This is a genomic window from uncultured Thalassolituus sp. (assembly GCF_950066645.1).
Classification (GTDB): Bacteria; Pseudomonadota; Gammaproteobacteria; order Pseudomonadales; family Oceanobacteraceae; genus Thalassolituus.
In genome coordinates, this window is record NZ_CATMFB010000014.1 from 1 (window position 1) to 17,705 (window position 17,705).

General features: G+C 50.2%; 13 protein-coding genes and 4 tRNA genes. 10 read left to right on the forward strand and 7 right to left on the reverse strand.

Annotated features, from left to right (window positions below; all coding sequences use genetic code 11):
- Position 1: 1 nt before the first annotated feature.
- The 6 genes from Q1L85_RS12940 to Q1L85_RS12965 form a co-directional block, all read right to left on the reverse strand.
- A tRNA-Asp gene (locus Q1L85_RS12940) sits at positions 2–75 on the reverse strand.
- A 5-nt stretch (positions 76–80) separates the two neighbouring features.
- A tRNA-Val gene (locus Q1L85_RS12945) sits at positions 81–156 on the reverse strand.
- 169 nt (positions 157–325) lie between these two features.
- A tRNA-Asp gene (locus tag Q1L85_RS12950) sits at positions 326–402 on the reverse strand.
- A gap of 42 nt (positions 403–444) precedes the next feature.
- A tRNA-Val gene (locus Q1L85_RS12955) sits at positions 445–520 on the reverse strand.
- A gap of 90 nt (positions 521–610) precedes the next feature.
- On the reverse strand, positions 611–3,721 hold the full coding sequence (locus Q1L85_RS12960) for an efflux RND transporter permease subunit (protein WP_300427696.1): 3,111 nt from the start codon (positions 3,719–3,721) through the stop codon (positions 611–613).
- Complete coding sequence (locus Q1L85_RS12965) at positions 3,718–4,884, reverse strand: efflux RND transporter periplasmic adaptor subunit (RefSeq protein WP_300427697.1); 1,167 nt, start codon at positions 4,882–4,884, stop codon at positions 3,718–3,720. The genes Q1L85_RS12960 and Q1L85_RS12965 overlap by 4 nt, the downstream gene beginning before the upstream one ends.
- A gap of 206 nt (positions 4,885–5,090) precedes the next feature.
- Between Q1L85_RS12965 and Q1L85_RS12970 the strand changes: the two genes are divergently transcribed.
- Together Q1L85_RS12970 and Q1L85_RS12975 are read left to right on the forward strand one after the other, a co-directional pair.
- Positions 5,091–6,992 (forward strand): ATP-binding cassette domain-containing protein, encoded by a 1,902-nt coding sequence (locus Q1L85_RS12970; protein WP_300427698.1) that lies wholly within the window; start codon positions 5,091–5,093, stop codon positions 6,990–6,992.
- The gene (locus tag Q1L85_RS12975) at positions 6,989–7,465 is read left to right on the forward strand and encodes a hypothetical protein (protein WP_300427699.1); all 477 of its coding nucleotides are present in this window, start codon (positions 6,989–6,991) and stop codon (positions 7,463–7,465) included. The genes Q1L85_RS12970 and Q1L85_RS12975 overlap by 4 nt, the downstream gene beginning before the upstream one ends.
- A gap of 9 nt (positions 7,466–7,474) precedes the next feature.
- On the opposite strand, the gene Q1L85_RS12980 is transcribed toward Q1L85_RS12975, so the two are convergent.
- Positions 7,475–8,263: a hypothetical protein gene (locus Q1L85_RS12980; protein ID WP_300427700.1), complete on the reverse strand. Its 789-nt coding sequence runs from the start codon at positions 8,261–8,263 to the stop codon at positions 7,475–7,477.
- Between the two features lie 323 nt (positions 8,264–8,586).
- On the opposite strand from Q1L85_RS12980, the gene fadB reads away from it, so the two are divergent.
- From fadB to Q1L85_RS13020, 8 genes are all read left to right on the forward strand, one after another.
- Positions 8,587–10,734, forward strand: coding sequence for a fatty acid oxidation complex subunit alpha FadB (fadB, locus tag Q1L85_RS12985; protein WP_300433360.1), 2,148 nt, complete (start codon positions 8,587–8,589; stop codon positions 10,732–10,734).
- A gap of 23 nt (positions 10,735–10,757) precedes the next feature.
- Positions 10,758–11,936: an acetyl-CoA C-acyltransferase FadA gene (gene fadA / locus Q1L85_RS12990; RefSeq protein WP_300427703.1), complete on the forward strand. Its 1,179-nt coding sequence runs from the start codon at positions 10,758–10,760 to the stop codon at positions 11,934–11,936.
- 676 nt (positions 11,937–12,612) lie between these two features.
- The gene (locus Q1L85_RS12995; RefSeq protein WP_300433363.1) at positions 12,613–13,164 is read left to right on the forward strand and encodes a chlorite dismutase family protein; all 552 of its coding nucleotides are present in this window, start codon (positions 12,613–12,615) and stop codon (positions 13,162–13,164) included.
- A gap of 75 nt (positions 13,165–13,239) precedes the next feature.
- Positions 13,240–13,872, forward strand: a complete 633-nt coding sequence (locus Q1L85_RS13000; protein WP_300433365.1) for a hypothetical protein — start codon at positions 13,240–13,242, stop codon at positions 13,870–13,872.
- A gap of 83 nt (positions 13,873–13,955) precedes the next feature.
- Positions 13,956–14,423 carry a hypothetical protein gene (locus Q1L85_RS13005; RefSeq protein ID WP_300433366.1) on the forward strand — a complete coding sequence of 156 codons (468 nt, stop codon included), beginning with the start codon at positions 13,956–13,958 and terminating at the stop codon, positions 14,421–14,423.
- A gap of 393 nt (positions 14,424–14,816) precedes the next feature.
- Positions 14,817–15,812: a transposase gene (locus Q1L85_RS13010; RefSeq protein WP_300433367.1), complete on the forward strand. Its 996-nt coding sequence runs from the start codon at positions 14,817–14,819 to the stop codon at positions 15,810–15,812.
- 388 nt (positions 15,813–16,200) lie between these two features.
- Positions 16,201–16,833 carry a hypothetical protein gene (locus Q1L85_RS13015; RefSeq protein ID WP_300426627.1) on the forward strand — a complete coding sequence of 211 codons (633 nt, stop codon included), beginning with the start codon at positions 16,201–16,203 and terminating at the stop codon, positions 16,831–16,833.
- Between the two features lie 231 nt (positions 16,834–17,064).
- A complete protein-coding gene (locus Q1L85_RS13020) occupies positions 17,065–17,268 on the forward strand; it encodes a hypothetical protein (RefSeq protein WP_300426629.1) in 204 nt (67 codons plus the stop codon).
- Positions 17,269–17,705 lie beyond the last annotated feature (437 nt).

Genomic DNA, 17,705 nt, shown 5'->3' on the forward strand with positions numbered 1-17,705 from the left:
GCGGACTGGACGGGACTCGAACCCGCGACCCCCGGCGTGACAGGCCGGTATTCTAACCAACTGAACTACCAGTCCACATTTGGTGGGTGATGACGGGATCGAACCGCCGACCCTCTGCTTGTAAGGCAGATGCTCTCCCAGCTGAGCTAATCACCCACATTTGAGGTGCTTATCTTTTTCCGTACTGCTGCGTTGTTCCTCGTTCGCCCCTTCGCCTACCAGGTGGTATGTCTCAGGGTGCTCACTGCGGTACGCCTTGCATTACGAAAAAATTTATCGCACTTCGAAAGCGTTGTTGAGGTTAAGTACTCAACATATTGAAAGTTGGCGGACTGGACGGGACTCGAACCCGCGACCCCCGGCGTGACAGGCCGGTATTCTAACCAACTGAACTACCAGTCCACTTTCAAAAACTGAGTCTTTTCAGACTCTTGCATCAGGATTTGGTGGGTGATGACGGGATCGAACCGCCGACCCTCTGCTTGTAAGGCAGATGCTCTCCCAGCTGAGCTAATCACCCATGTCCTGAAGCGAGGTCGCATTCTACTCGTGTGACCTCGTATGTCAAACACTTATTAAATATTTTTGTACTTTTTTCAGTAACTTGCGCTCAGTCTTTGCGTTTGTCCCGCCACACCAGAAGCGACGGCGTCAGAATCAGTGTCAGGACGGTTGCGAAGGTCAGGCCACCGGCAATTGCGGTCGACAGTTGCGTCCACCATTGCGATGACGGAGCCCCCATACTGAACTCGCGATGCAGCAGGTCGATGTTCCACTGCATAACCATAGGAATCAGGCCAACGACGGTGGTCACCGCGGTAAGGAGAACCGGTCGCAGACGTATCGCTCCTGTGCGTAATGCCGCGTCAAAGGCGTTCAGGCCACTGCTGCGCATACTGTTATAGGTATCGATCAGTACAATGTTGTTATTCACCACAATGCCCGCCAGTGAAATCACCCCGACACCACTCATGACGATGCCGAAAGGTTCGCCACGGATCAGCAGCCCCATGAGTACGCCAGCAACTGAGAGCACAATCGCACTCATGATCAGGCCGGCCTGGTAGAAGCTGTTAAACTGAGTCACCAGCAGGGTGACCATCATAAAAATGGCGATAGAGAAAGCTGACATCAGGAAAATACCGGTTTCCATCTGCTGCTCGAAATCACCACGGAATTTCGGCATTACATTCTTTTCCTGCCAGTCGATGTCTTTCAGTTGCTCACCCAATTGCGCGATTTTCTCGTTGGAGTTTACTCCTTCGTTCACGTTGGCGGTGATCAGATAGCGCCGCTTACCATCTACGCGGACGATATCTCCGGTTTTTGGTATCGCGGTACGGGTAACAAACTGGCTCAGAGGGATCAGTCCCTTCGCCGTTTTAATATTTACATCGGTAAACAGATCAATGGTGCGCTTGCTGGCAGGGTAGCGCAGCAGTATATCCAGCTCTTCGTCAGAATAATCCGGTTGGAATTGCGTGATGATCTGACCACCCGTAATCATACGGACCAGTGAGCCGATTTCAGCAACGCTGGCGCCATAACGCACGGCTTCTTCCCGGTCGATATCAAGACGCCACTCAACACCATCTAAAGGTCGGTCATCACGCACATCTTTGAGTTCGTTGTCGGCTTTCAGCAAGGCCAGCATTTCATCGACGACAGGGTTCAGTTCGGCTTCGGATCGTCCACTCAGTTGCAACTGGATCGGAGGTCCGCCTGCTGGCCCGCCTTCTTTCTTACGGGTTTCGATAATAATACCGGGTAAGTGCGCTGTGCGTTGTTCAATTTCACGCAGAATTTCATCGGCGGTACGGCGTGATGACCAGTCGATGAGTTCCAGCTGAATACGTCCAACCAGATCAGGTGGGGAAGATTCCATGCCGCCCTGAGGTGGACGCACAAACACGGAGGTATAAATGGCATCGATTTCGGCGATGTCGAACAATTGGTATTCCACTTCGCGAACGATCTCTTCGCGTTCGGCAAATGACAGGTTGCCTCGGGCACGAACATCCACCATTGCGACGTCGACGTCCACATCCGGGAAAAATTCGGTGCCGTGTCCGGCCACCCAATAAACCCCAAAAGACATCAAAACGAACAACAGTACCGCGGCACAGGTTTTACCCGGATTTTTCAGGGCAGTGCGCAGTACCCTGACGTATGAAGCAGAAAAACCAGAGAGTTTTTCGAACTCTCCTTTTTCTGCGGCCAGAATTTTATCCAGAGCTTCCTGATCGTGATGGCCAGGTCGGCCAACCACTTTGCCCACCGCCGGTATAACAATCAACGCCATGATTAAAGAGCCAGAAAGCGTAAACAGCAGCGTCAGCGGCAGATATTTCATAAACCCGCCCATCACACCTGGCCAGAACAGAAGGGGGAGGAAAACAGCCAGTGTGGTCGCCGTCGATGCAATTATTGGCCAGGCCATACGGCTTGCCCCTTCCTTATACGCATCGCGTGGGCAGGCTCCTTCTGCCAGTCTGCGGTCGGCGTATTCCACAACGACAATAGCGCTGTCGACCAACATACCGACAGAGAGAATCAGAGCAAACAGAACAACCATGTTCAGGGTGTCGCCCATGCCATTGATGGCCATAATTCCCATCAGGAAAGCGCCAGGAATTGCCAGCCCCACTAATAACGAACTACGTACGCCGAGACTGCCGAGAATAATTATAAATACCAGCAGAGTTGCGACTAGCACGCTGTTAAACAGGTCGTTAAGCATGGTGCGGATCTGCTTAGATTCATCCTGAATTACGCCGATTTTTACGCCCTGCGGCAGCATGGCTTCCGCGGCTTTGGTGATTGCCCGCACTTCATCGAGTGTTTCAATAATATTTGCGCCAATGCGCTTTTTGATTTCCAGAGCGACGGCGCGTTCGCCATTAACGCGGGCACCCGTGCTGGGATCTTTGAAAGCAAGGCGACCGACGGCCACATCCTGAAATAACACAACTTCGTCGCCAACGCTTTTTACCGGCAGGCGTAATAAGCCCTCGATATCTTCGATACGGCCGGGAATTTTGACCGAGAAACGGCCTTCTTCATTATTCAGGTCTTCGGTGGCGACGAGCAGACTGTTGTTTCTCAGCAGGTTTCCGACTTCAGTCAACGACAGGCCATAGTTATCCATCTTGGCTGGATCAATAATTAATTCAGCCACCTGTTCGCGTTTGCCCTGAATATTGACTTCAAGAACACCCGGGAGTGACTCAATACGCTTTTTCAGTTCATCGGCAGCGAAATACAGAACATTTTCATTCACATCACCGGCAAGGGTGACCACCATCACCGGAAAAAGGGCAACGTTAATTTCACGTACGACCGGCTCTTTACTGTCGACCGGTAATTCACCCACGGCGTCATTTACTTTGTTGCGAACATCGTCGAGGGCGTCGTCAATATCAACGTTGCTGTAGAACTCCAGCTGAATCGACAGGTGACCAAAGGTCGCTGTCGAAATCATCTCTTTCAGGCCTTCAAGACCCTGCAGCTGGGTTTCCAGAGGCTCGTAAAGAAGGCTGTCGGCATCTTCTGGTGAAATACCATCGTGGGTGACAGACACATAGACGTTGGGGATGGTGACGTCCGGTGAGCTTTCTTTCGGAATGGTCATCAGGGTGACCGACCCAGTGATCAACAGCAGTGTAAACAGCATGATCACCGTGCGGTGACGGTTAATCGCCGCTTCAATCATGGCTCTCATTGGTCAGCGGCCTTTTTATCAGTATTATTTTTTTCAGAACTGGTTTCTTCGGAGCTATTTTCTGCTGTGCTGGTGTCAGCGGGTACATCTTTTTGCGATTTACCAGTGTCGACAGCATTCACCTGGGTGCCATCAGGCACAAAGCCCTGGCCGCTGGTGATCAGGCGCAGCTCGCCATGCGGTCCGATAATCCAGATTCCTGTGGTGCCAGCCTCCAGAATTGAAACGTCCACCACCTGTACGCGATCTTCGTCGTCCAGCACTTTAAGTCCCAGTCCGCCCTGGTCATTAACGATCAGCAGGGCCGGGGAGATTTCATAGGCATCGTGAGTCCCCTGAGGGATGTAAAGCGTGGCAGTCTGGCCGTCGAACAGGCGTGAATCCGGCTGGGCTACTTTCATCTCAACCGGGTAAGTACGGGTGTCCGGAGATGCCGAGCTGGCGACAAATGTCAGAGTGCCATCAATGCGGGTGCCATCGGTCAGCAGGGCATATGCCGGCGTGCCGGCTTCCACTGAGCGGATAATATTTTCAGACACCGCTCCTTTCACCAGCATAGTGCGGTTATCAATCACGCGGATAAGAGACTTGCCCGGAGACACGTATTCGCCAGCTTCGACGTAGCGCTGGTCATAAATGCCGTCAAATGGCGCGCGGATTTCTGTTGCCTCAAGATCAAGACGGATAGCCGTGAGGGCGGCTTCGGCTTCTGCCAGTTCAGATTCCGCAAGCACGACGGCTGACTGGTTAGTCAGATCGCGTTTGAACAGGTTTCGGGTGCTTTCGGTTTCCAGCTGGCGGCGTTTCAGTTGTGCCTGTGCCTGCTTCAGGCGCTCGGGCAGATCACGCTGATCAATTTTCAGAATCAGGTCACCTTTATTGACCTGGCTGCCACGGGATTTGCGGATTTCAGTGACTTTACCACTCACTTCTGCCACGACATCGACGGTACGGTTCGCAGCAACATGCGCAGAAATTCTGACGGAATGTGCTTTGGATTCGGGCTGCAGCGTCTTATAACCCACATTGAAAGCCGTGCTTTCCGGGGTTAGTGAGCGTTCAGTGCTGTCAGCATCAGGTGCACCACCGGAGAGTACCCAGAGAACGATCAGAAGTGCGATAACGATCGCTAACATGTGCGAGCGGTTCAGGGAGCGTGTCATTGTCATTGTTATCCTGTACTTGAGCGCAAAGTTCCGGGTTGTAACTTACTCTACTGACTAAAACAATGGCCTGTACGGCAGAGTTTAGTTACAGATTGTTGCAGAGTCAGAACAATCATAGCCTGACTGCCGGCATCTGTATGCGACATCCGGACTTTATCTGCGCGCCCTGATACTATGCGCCGCAATTATGAGGGTACCGAAACATGGCAATTTTACGTTTACAGCAGGTGGAGCTGGCTTTTGGTGACCACGTCCTGCTGGACAAGGTGGATCTTGATATTCAGGACGGTGAGCGCCTGTGTATTGTCGGGCGTAATGGCGAAGGCAAATCAACACTGTTGAAGATACTGCTGGGCGAAGTGTTGCCCGACGATGGACAGGTAGTACGCCGCGACCTGTTGCGTATGTCATCGTTACAGCAGGAGTTGCCGAAATCAGTCAGCAGTCGCGTCTACGACATTGTTGCTGAAGGTCTGGGAGATCTGGGAAGTGTCATCGCCGCCTACCACGATGAAAGCGCCCGTGGTGCTGACGCTGATCTGAAAAAGCTTGAGACGCTACAGACACGTATTGAGGCGTCCGATGGCTGGCGCTGGCAGCAGAAGGTTGATGCGATCATCCAGCGTCTTAACCTGCCTGCAGAGACCAGCTTTGCCGAGCTGTCCGGTGGTTGGCAGCGCCGGGTGATGCTGGCCCGGGCACTGGTGACCGAGCCAGAACTGCTGGTGCTCGACGAGCCAACTAACCACATGGACGTCGAAACCATTGAATGGCTGGAAGAACAGCTGAAACAGTTTAACGGCGCACTGGTATTTATCAGTCACGACCGGGCCTTCGTGCAGGCGCTGGCAACCCGGATTGTGGATCTGGACCGTGGCCACTTATATAACTGGCAGGGCGACTATCGCGGGTTTCTGGAGTTCCGTGAGAAACGTCTGGAAGACGAAGCGACCCAGAACGCGCTGTTCGATAAACGCCTTGCCGAAGAAGAAAAGTGGATTCGTCAGGGCATTAAAGCCCGACGTACCCGTAATGAAGGTAGGGTAGAGCGCCTGAAAGAAATGCGCAAAGAGCATCGCGCCCGGCGTGATCTTACCGGGACTGCCAACCTGGCCATGACCTCCAGCGAAAACTCGGGTAAGCAGGTGTTTGAGATCAACAACGTCAGCTACACCTGGAAAGACTCACCTCAGGTGAAAGACTTTTCGTCGCTGGTGATGCGTGGCGATAAAATTGGTCTTGTTGGTCCGAACGGTGTGGGTAAAAGTACACTGCTTAAGCTGCTGCTCGGTCAGATGCAGCCGCAGGAAGGTAACATCCGCACCGGTACTAAGCTCGAAGTTGCCTACTTTGATCAGTCGCGTAACGTGCTGGACGAAGACAAATCCATTGCCGACAACGTCGCTGATGGCAAAGATCACGTCATCGTGAACGGCCAGAGCCGTCACGTCATCGGTTATCTGGGAGACTTCCTGTTCCCGGCGGTGCGCGCGCGCACTCCGGTGAAAGCGCTGTCAGGGGGAGAGCGTAACCGCGTTATGCTCGCCAAACTGTTCCTGAAGCCATGCAACCTGCTGGTGATGGACGAGCCGACCAACGACCTCGACATCGAAACGCTGGAACTGCTTGAAGAAAAGCTGATGGAGTATGACGGTACTTTGCTGCTGGTCAGTCACGACCGGGAGTTTATAGATAATGTCGTTACCCAGCTCTGGGTGTTCGAAGGTGAAGGTCTGATCGACGAGCAGGTCGGCGGCTACAGCGACTGGCAGGCCCGTAAAGCCAGCCGTCCAGTCGCTAAGTCCGAAAACAAAGCGCCCGTAAAAGCCGACAAAAAACCTGCCGTCGCGCCTGAGCCAGTGGCCCGCCCGGTCGAGAAGAAAAAGCTGTCGTACAAACTTCAGCGTGAGTTAGACATGTTGCCTGATGAGATTGCCAAAGCCGAAGCAGAGCGTGATCGCCTGGTCGCGATTACTCAGGCCGGAGATTTTTACTCAGGTGATCAGGATAAGGTGCAGAAGACACTGGCCGAGCTGGCTGCTGTCGAAGAAACGCTTGAGGAGCTTGAAATGCGCTGGTTAGAACTTGAGGAGATGACCGAATGATCTGGCCTGTGATGCTTCTGGTCGGCCTGGTGGTGTTTGGCTCGGTGTATTGGCTGAAACCCAGCCCGAGAGACAAACGCCTGGCAGAGCTTCGTCTGGATGCGATTAAGCGCAAACTTCAGGTGCGGCAGTTTACTTATAAGCCCGACAGCGCAAAGACGGGTATCCGGGATGACATTACCGGCACCAGTTATACCCTGATGGACAACGCTAAGCGGAATGACTCCGGGTTGCGCTGGCGTGTTGCCGGGCAGGGCGGCTGGGATACCGAAGGCCTGCCGGAAGGGCTGGCCTGGCACAATCAGGGCACCGCTGACGACGCTGCGCGTCTGACAGCGGCTCTGGCAGAACTCAATGATGATCTGTTGCTGGTCGAAGTATTCGGCAACCGTGTGACTATGATTCCGGCCGAAAGAAAAACCGCGACCGCTGAATCCTATCAGCGGTTTCTGGAAGCCCTCCTGCCGCGTTGAGGCAGGAGGTTATTCGTAGTGCTCACCCAGCCCGGTCAGGCTGGAGATAATGCTGTCGTTGTAATTCAGCACCAGAAAAGGCACTGAGTTCTCGTTGTAGTTTTCGATGGAGCGACGCAGAAAACCCCATTTGCTGCGGATGTTGCGGACCGTGCGCTGATCGCGTTCAGAGACCTGATTGTCCAGGTTGCTGAGCAGAGTATCAAAACGATCTGCCATCTCGCTCGGTGTGTTCTTGTGGTAGCCGACAAATACCTGCCCAAGGTTGCTTGTGCCCCGTGCGGTGTACTGTGCGGTGATATTGGCCATCTGGAACGACAGATCGCGGATCAGCTGAGCGGTCTGTTCTTTTTTGTCTGACGGCGTTGTATGACTGCTGAGGTACACAGCGGCAGCTTCGTCTACCTTCAGGCAGGCGTCGCCCATCTCATCCACCAGTCGGATATCCGGGTAGCCACGCGAAACGATATCGCGGCGGTTGTCGGTCATCAGGCGGTTAAATTCATTCCAGGCTTCGGTCAGGGTTGTTGCCAGCGCCTGTTCTTCTTCCGATTCTGCACTATTCTGTACCCTCACCAGAGCCGCATAGACATTTTCGAGATTGAGATCGATCCGGTTCGCGTACTTAATATCCGCTTCCAGCCCGTTGTACATATAGAAGCTGGTCATAGCATCAGTGGTTTTCAGCCTGATGGTGTGCAGATCTTCCGGCGCAGGCGGAGCGGCCTGGACCAGAGCAGAATACAGACTCCCCAGGATTAAGGCCGCGTGCGCTAATGGCTTTATTATTGTTTTCATGAAAGTCACTTAACATCCTTAATACAGGTTTGATTGTATGGATCGGTGGCCTAATCGCCATAGCAGCTTACAAAGGTTAACAATTTTTTCCTGTTGCCCGGCAAAGTGCTGTTAAGGCCGTCACAGAAGTCGCCAGTCTGTCAGACGCGAAGAGGCCATCTATTGACTTTCAGGCCGCTTTCTAGGAAGGTGTGCCACTCAGATTCAAACGCCCGTATGAATTGTTTGAATTTTAAACAGCGGGCGTTGATTCACCAACCGGCAGTGTCCATCGGAAGACAGACACGGCAGCCAACAGCAAACCACCATGTGGAGATCAGTTGATGATTTACGAAGGTAAAGCCATCACGGTAACCCTGATCGACGGCGGAATCGCCGAACTGAAATTCGATCTGCAGGGCGAATCAGTAAACAAGTTCAACCGTGTAACACTGGAAGATCTGGACGCAGCTGTAAAAGCGATCCAGGGTAACAGCGATGTTAAAGGCGTACTTGTTACTTCAGGCAAAGACGTATTTATCGTAGGCGCGGACATCACCGAATTCGGCACGACGTTCAAAGGCAGCGAAGAAGAAATCGCAAGCTGGACTCTCGAAGCCAACCAGATCTTCAACGCGGTTGAAGACCTCGAAGTTCCTACTCTGACTGCGATCAACGGCATCGCACTGGGTGGCGGTTTCGAAATGTGTCTGGCGACTGACATGCGTGTAATGTCTGAGAAAGCCAAAATCGGTCTGCCAGAAGTGAAACTGGGCCTCATGCCTGGCTTCGGTGGTACCGTTCGTCTGCCACGCGTTATTGGCGCAGACAACGCAATCGAATGGATCTGCATGGGTGCAGAGAACAAGCCTGAAAAAGCTCTGAAAGACGGTGCGGTTGACGCAGTTGTTGCAGCTGACAAGCTGAAGGAGCAGGCCGTTGAGATGCTGAAAGCGGCAATCGCTGGCGAGATCAACTGGCAGGCACGTCGCGAAGAGAAGAAAGCAAAGCTGAAGCTCAACGCGATGGAAGCCATGATGGTATTCGAAACTGCGAAAGGTTTCGTTGCGGGCCAGACCAAAGGTCACTACCCAGCGCCCATCGTTGCAATCAAGACTATGCAGAAAGCTGCAAACTCTCCACGCGACAAGGCTCTGGAAGCCGAAGCAAAAGGCTTCGCGCAACTGGCTAAAACTTCAGAGAGCAACGCTCTGATCGGTCTGTTCATGAACGACCAGCTGCTGAAGAAGAAAGCAAAAGACTACGACAAGAAAGCCAAGCCTACTAACAAGGCTGCGGTACTTGGCGCAGGTATCATGGGTGGCGGTATCGCTTATCAGTCTGCACTGAAAGGCACCCCAATCATGATGAAAGACATCAACGAAGCAGGTATCGAGCTGGGCTTGAACGAAGCCAACAAGCTGCTGGCCAAGCGCGTTGAGAAGAAGAAAATGAAGCCTGCTGCTATGGGTGAAGCGCTGAACCGCATTCGTCCTACTCTGTCTTACGGCGACTTCGGTGACGTAGACACTGTGGTAGAAGCCGTTGTTGAAAACCCGAAAGTGAAGAAAATGGTTCTGGCTGACCTGGAAGACCAGGTAACTGAAGACACCATCATTACTTCTAACACCTCGACTATCAGCATCGACCTGCTGGCAGCAGACCTGAAGCGTCCTGAGAACTTCCTGGGTATGCACTTCTTCAACCCAGTGCACATGATGCCTCTGGTAGAAGTTATCCGTGGTTCCAAGACCTCTGAAGAAGCGGTTGCTACCGTGGTTGCTTACGCGAAGAAAATGGGTAAAACCCCAATCGTTGTAAACGACTGCCCGGGCTTCCTGGTTAACCGTGTTCTGTTCCCTTACTTCGCTGGTTTCGCTGGCCTGGTTCGTGACGGTGGTGAATTCACCAAGATCGACAAAGTCATGGAGAAGTTCGGCTTCCCAATGGGTCCTGCTTACCTGCTTGACGTTGTTGGTATCGACACCGGCGTTCACGCTAACGAAGTAATGGCTGAAGGCTTCCCTGACCGTATGAAGGGCGACTTCAAGTCAGCCATGGAAGTGATGTTCGAAAACGAACGTTACGGCCAGAAGAACGGCAAAGGTTTCTACGCATACGAAACCGACAAGAAAGGCAAGCCTAAGAAAGTTGTTGATCCAACAACTTACGAGCTGATCAAGCCTGTTGTTGCCGACGCGAAAGACTTTGACGCAGAAGAAATCATCGCACGCTGCATGATTCCAATGTGTATCGAAGTAGCACGTTGTATTGAAGAAGGCATCGTAGACACTGCTGCTGAAGCAGATATGGGCCTGATCTTCGGTATCGGCTTCCCTCCATTCCGTGGTGGTGCGTGCCGTTACATGGATTCCATCGGTATGGCTGACTTCGTTGCTCTGTGCGACAAGTACGCTCACCTTGGCAATCTGTACAAAGCAACCGATCGCATGCGTGAAATGGCAGCGAACGGCGAAAGCTACTTCGGTTAATAGCGCACAGGAGAATTTAAACCATGTCTTACAATCCAAAAGACGTAGTTGTAGTAGATGCAGTGCGCTCACCAATGGCTCGTTCCAAAGGTGGCGCATTCCGCAACGTACGTGCAGAAACTATCTCTGCAAACCTGATCAACGCTCTGTTTGAGCGTAATCCAGGCGTAAACCCAGCACTCGTAGAAGACATCATCTGGGGCTGTGTAAATCAGACTCTGGAACAGGGCTTCAACGTTGCTCGTCAGATCGGTCTGATGACTGTTGTGCCAAAAGAAGCAGGCGCACTGACTGTTAACCGTCTGTGTGGTTCTGCCATGTCTGCTATCCACACTGCCGCTCAGGCGATCCAGACTGGCAACGGCGACGTGTTCGTTGTTGGTGGTGTTGAGCACATGGGCCACGTGAACATGCAGCACGGTTTCGACCACAACCCACAAGCCTCTAAGTACTCTGCAAAAGCATCCAACATGATGGGCCTGACTGCAGAAATGCTGGGCAAAATGCACGGCATTACCCGTCAGCAGCAGGACGAGTTCGCAGCGCGTTCACACCGTCTGGCTCAGAAAGCGACTGACGAAGGCAAGTTCAAGAACGAAATCGTTCCTATGTACGGCCACGATGCAGATGGCAAGCAGGTTCTGATCACTCAGGACGAAACCATCCGTCCTGAAACCACTGCAGAAAGCCTCGGCCAGCTGCGTCCTGCGTTCGATCCTAAAGGCGGTACCGTTACTGCAGGTACTTCCTCACAGATCACCGACGGCGCTGCCGCTATGCTGCTGATGAGCTACGAAAAAGCTCAGGAACTGGGCCTCAAGCCACGCGCACGTATCGTGGGCATGGCCGTTGCCGGTGTTGACGCTGCAATCATGGGTTACGGCCCGGTTCCAGCGACTAAGAAAGCACTGAAGCGCGCGGGTCTGGACGTGACTGATATTGACTACTGGGAACTGAACGAAGCGTTCGCAGCACAGTCACTGCCATGTGTTAAAGACCTGAAGCTGACTGACATCGCTGAAGAGCGTATCAACATCCACGGCGGCGCAATCGCCCTGGGTCACCCACTGGGCTGCTCTGGTGCACGTATCTCCACCACGCTGATCAACGTTCTGGAACAGAACAACGGTAAGTACGGTGTGAGCACTATGTGTATTGGTCTCGGTCAGGGTATCGCGACTGTATGGGAGCGTATGGACTGAGCGCTACTGCGCTCGCCTGACCTTTGTTAAAGGCTCTGAGTATGTGACTGCCATGGATGGCAGGAATGGAGATTTTGCAGGAGCAAAAATCTGCCTCATGTAGGACAACTACACTCCGCATGCTCAGAGATCTTTGCCTCGGTCAGCCATCGCTCGCGACGCGCTCCTAACCCGAGACGTTGCATAAAGAACCGGCCACTTGGCCGGTTTTTTGTGGGTGGGATTTGGGTGAGGGTGGGGATCTGTAGGAGCGAATCAGCCGGAGGCTATTCGCGATATTGTTTTTACTCCCCCGGATCTTGATACTCAATGTCACATGAGAAATAACTGGGTATATAAACAGTATATTTCTCAGCAGGCCGCAAATCGTGCGCGTTTGAACGAACAGAAGAAAACGAGCCTGCTCAATATGAAATCTATCAATAAAGAATAACCTTTATAAATCAGATAGTTGAAAACACGGGTGGAGTGATAGTGTGCCAAATGTAAAGGCGACACCGGGGTGCAAACGAGCACGCACGTATTTACACTGACAAAAGGCGTCGCCTGAGGCACTTTTCATAGTGGTGGTGGGGAGTTATGCTCGGAACGTCAATAGGGACACAGGTGTGCAAATGAGCACGCTCACGAATAAACTGTTATGTGTTCGAATTCGAATCAAGCGGAGTTTCAACGTATGGGTAACTATTATTCGTTTGTTGGCGGTGAAGAAGGTCTGTGGGAAGTTACCAGTTGCGAAGCAATTGTTGGTGATCCACTAGAAAAAGTAAAAAGACTAGACATGGTAAACCTACCTGCTGCATCACTCACTGATCGTGGTGTATGGGTACTTCAAGGCTTCACCAGTAATCTACGGTATGCTGAGCGCCACGAAGTTGAAAAATTAAAAGCCATTCAGGAAGGGTTAAATCGGTCGTCAGCAACATGTGCTGCGCTCATTCCGATAAAGAAAAGTGCAGCATGGTGGGCTTTGTCTCAGGACGAGAGGCGAGAAATATTCGAAGCTCAGTCGCACCATACAGAAATCGGATTAGCCTATCTTCCTGAAGTGGCCAGACAGTTACACCATTGCCGAGATTTAGGAGAGCCATTCGATTTTGTTACATGGTTTGAATTTGCGCCTGAACATACTGATGAGTTCAATAAGTTGTTGGTCAGCCTACGAGCTACACCGGAGTGGGAGTTCGTAGAGCGTGAAGTAGATATACGTCTGATCAAGCATGGCTAACCTACAAAGACTTTTTGTTATCAACTCAGAAGTTAGACAGTCACATAACAAGTTGCTGCTGCGGACGTGGCATATTTGGCAACCTTTGTTGCGCTGCTTCGCAGGCAAAAAGGCCGCCAAATATGCCACGCCGTAGAGCAAGGCGTTACATTTATTGAGTGTCCAATGAGTCGAATTTACAAATCCAATCATTCGGATGGAATAACGATAAAGATAGGATCTACCAAGCCGGGAATACTAATAGTTATTTTTGGCGTTTTTTGGTTGACTGGTTGGTGGGCCGGTTTAGTTGCTGTATTGAGTAGCTTGATTGAGCAAACCGCAGGTATTCAGACACCTTTAATCCTTGTCTGGGCTGTGGGGTGGTTTTTTGCAGGATGCTTATTTGTTTTCCTGTCAGTTTGGCACATGTATGGTTACGAGAGGATTCGAGTCAAGAAGCATGGACTTGTTATTGATTACGTTCTTCTTGGGTTCTCTTTTGGGAGAAAGTTTAGGGATGATATAGAGAAGTGCACTAATCTACGTGCGGTTGGATACTTTGATGGTCACAAAAATAATTCTTCTTGGCTATACAATGTTATGGGAATTGGTGATGGCGTGATTACTTTCGAATACTTATCTCAAAGGTTTCGTTTTGGTAGGTTTTTGAGTGAGACCGAAGCAGACGAAGTAGTGTGTCTATTGAAACCCTACTTTAAAATGTAACAAGAAGTTGGTGTTTGCCCCTGTGGGGGCGGGACGCTTCGCGCCCCACAACTTAGCGTTATAGCTACAAGGAATATTCAGCAATGTATAAAAATAAATTTATAGCATTCATCGACATTCTAGGATTTGGGTCATTAGTTGAAAAAAGTGCTGACATTCCTGATATAGCAGAAAGTATTCAAGATGCTTTAGTCTCAATGAATCCCAAGCTTCTCCATCAAACAATGTTCGGTTCACTTCACGAAGAAAAAATACCAGAAGAGAGAATGGAACATGCACAAATGGTACTGGCCCGAATGAATCTTAATATGAGCAAAATGCACCCCGTCACTATTTCATATTTTTCAGATAGCCTAGTACTCTCTGCTGAAGCTGATGATGTGATTGCATCGCAGACTATTCTTGAACTATTAGCAAAGTTAAGCATCAAGTTATGGGATGAGCACTCGCTACTGCTTCGTGGAGGAGTGACATTGGGTAAGTTAGTACATATAGAAAACGGTCCTTTATTCGGTCCATCTATGAATAGAGCGTATTACCTAGCGTACTAATAGGACACCCACGTTAGTACCTTTACTAATAGGACACCCACGTAAAAACTAATACAAAAACTAATAGGACACCCACGTTAGTACCTTCGCCTGATTGTTCGAAAATTGACCTATGCTAGGCTGGCGGTTCATTCGTTGAAGGATCAACGCCATGCCTAAGCCTCGAAATCAGCAGATCTCCCTGGACGCTACCCCTTACTATCACTGTATTTCCCGTTGTGTTCGGCGGGCCTTCCTGTGCGGTACAGATACAACGACAGGGCAGAGCTATGAACACCGCCGTGGGTGGCTCGAAGAGAATACTAATAGGACACCCACGTTAGTACCTTCGCCTGATTGTTCGAAAATTGACCTATGCTAGGCTGGCGTTTCATTCGTTGAAGGATCAACGCCATGCCTAAGCCAAGAAATCAGCAGATCTCCCTGGACGCTACCCCTTACTATCACTGTATTTCCCGTTGTGTTCGGCGGGCCTTCCTGTGCGGTACAGATACAACGACAGGGCAGAGCTATGAACACCGCCGGGGCTGGCTCGAAGAAAAGCTACTGGCTCTGCCACAGACGTTTGCCATCAATATCGCAGCCTATGCGATCATGAGTAACCACTACCATGTCGTTCTGTATATCGACAAAAAGCAGGCTGATGAATGGACGGATATCGAGGTGGTTGAGCGTTGGCATTCTCTGTTCAAGGGGAATCTCTTTTCTCAGAAATTTCTCAGAGGCGATACTCTCGATTCGGCGCAGCGGGCTCGTTTGCAGATGATCATAGAAGAGTGGCGCTCACGCTTATGCGATATCAGCTGGTTTATGCGGATTCTGAACGAAGCGATTGCCCGTGAAGCGAATCAGGAAGACCAGTGTTCAGGCCGATTCTGGGAAGGTCGTTTTAAGTCTCAAGCTTTGTTGGATGATGCCGCTCTGGCGGCTTGCATGGCCTATGTTGATCTGAATCCAGTGCGTGCTCAAATGGCAGACACGCCTGAGCAGTCGGAGCATACGTCCATCAAGAAACGGGCAGAAAAGGCTAAGAGAGCGACGCAGGCAAATCATCCAAACCAACAGGTGAAGGAACTGCATCCTTTTGTAGGAAATCCGCGCCAGAATTTGCCAAAGGGGATTCAGATGCGTCTGACGGATTATCTGGAGTTGGTTGACTGGACAGGGCGGGTTCTCAGAGACGACAAGCGTGGAGCGATTTCTCAGAACGCTGAGGATATTCTCACGAGGCTTGGAGTGGATGATTCGCAGTGGCTGACAATGGCATCTGAGTTTGAACAGTGCTTTAAGACGTTTGCAGGAAATGAACAACGACTCCGCAGTGCCTGCGATGCGATGAACTACCAAAGAGCTTCAGGGTTAGGTGACTGCCGTAGGCTGCTTGGATAACTCTTTACATAATTTTCATTTGTGACCAGGCCAGCGGATGCTGGCTTTCTTCGTACCCTAACTATCATCAATCCCGCTGATTCTCAATGACGAACTATTCAGTTCGTAGAATTTATGACGTTGGAACTGAAGTTATATCGTTTTGGAACTGCTACGGATGTTTTCCCTAAAGTGGGTGTCCATGTAGCCCTGATGTAGCCCGTGTAGCTCCATGTAGCCCCATGTAGCCCCATGTAGCCCCATGTAGCCCCATGTAGCCCGTAGTCCTGCCCTGTAGCCGCTAAGAACTGTCATAAAGATCCGATAAAATGTATATTGGCAGAACAAACGTGGTTAACTATTAGGACATGCTCTCGTTCTGACGAGAATTAATCGAAAGGAATCGTATATGCGATTTAAATTATCTTTTTTGTTGTTACTCAGTTTGATTGTATCGGGTTGTGGTGGAGATAAATCCGACGGCTCATTGCCTGACATGGAGTTTGGCGGTAAATCAAACTATGTATTATCTGACTTTGACCTCAACAATGAAGTAAGGTACTGGGAAATAAGAATGGGTCCTCTCCCTCAAAGCGAATGGCGAGATGAGATCGGATATTTGTACGAGTATGATGTGCTATATCAGTTCGACGAAACAGGATTGGCATCACTCTCAGAACAAGAGGTGCAGAACCTAAATGATGTTGACTCCCAGTACGGTTTTTCATCTGAGTGTTTACCTGATTACTGTCCTATTTACGGCGTATCAGTCCAGGGTGGCTCGGTTGTTGTCATTGCCTCGGATCAAGAGCTTCTCGATTTTTTTGGTACCATTAATACGCATGCCGAGTTGGATGTTTGGTTGTGGGCGAAAAGTTATCAAGCTAGATATTATCAAGAAGTAGAGGGCGGCTATATGGTTGTTGTAGCTTGGGATAATTTGTGTGGTACAAGTGGAGAAGATCTGATTTTCGTGGATCATAATGGAGTTATAACTAAACAACGAGAAATTTCTAGAGAAAGTTATAGCGGCTGTGTTTAGCACCGAATACAGAATACTAATAGGACACCCTCGTTAGGATCGATAGCAGCCTTAATTATGTAGCTCGATAGGACATCCATAGTAGTACTGGTTTTGGAACTGCTATTGATATTCTAGGTAAAGTGGGTGTCTGATTAGCCCGTGATTAGCCCGATTAGTCCTTAGTCCTAGAGTGGGTGTCCATGTAGCCCTGTTGAAAACAACGCAACTCTTACTGATGGGAGTTATCAGATGATAGCATTAGATATTGCTACGCTTATGGCTGATGCAGCCTTCAAGAAACTATCTGTAGGAGTCTTTCTGATTTCAGAGGACTCGGGTGAAATATTAACTGTGAATATATTAAATAACTCTGCGAATTTTGCTGCAGACAGAATGATTACGGCTGATGATTGGAGATGTTGCCACTCTAATGATTATGGAACCGAAAAATGAAGTATCGGCCCGGATACCTACTTCTACTCGGTGGTTTTTGGATGATTGGTATATATATAATGACCAATTTTTCTAGCAAGATTGGAATATTTTATAGTATTGTAGGGTTGATGTTGATGATGGTGCATGTTCTATATTTGAATGCACAAAAGGCGATTTTTTATCAATTTTTTTTATATTCAATGCCTGTTTCATTAGTAATCCTTTGTGTGCTCTATTATTCCTCCCCTTTGCACAAGTTAAGAGAGCTGGTTGGAGAACATAAGTGGTTATGGTATTGGGCTACGATTTCACTCCCTTTGTCGGCTCTTCTCTATCCAAAAGATCGATGATAAATTTGTCTATTGATTCTTTCAGGGGGTTAGGTGGTAAATGCTTTTTCTTGTTGAGTGCCTAGTGGTCAATTTTGGGGCTTTTCGACTACAACTGGAAATCAT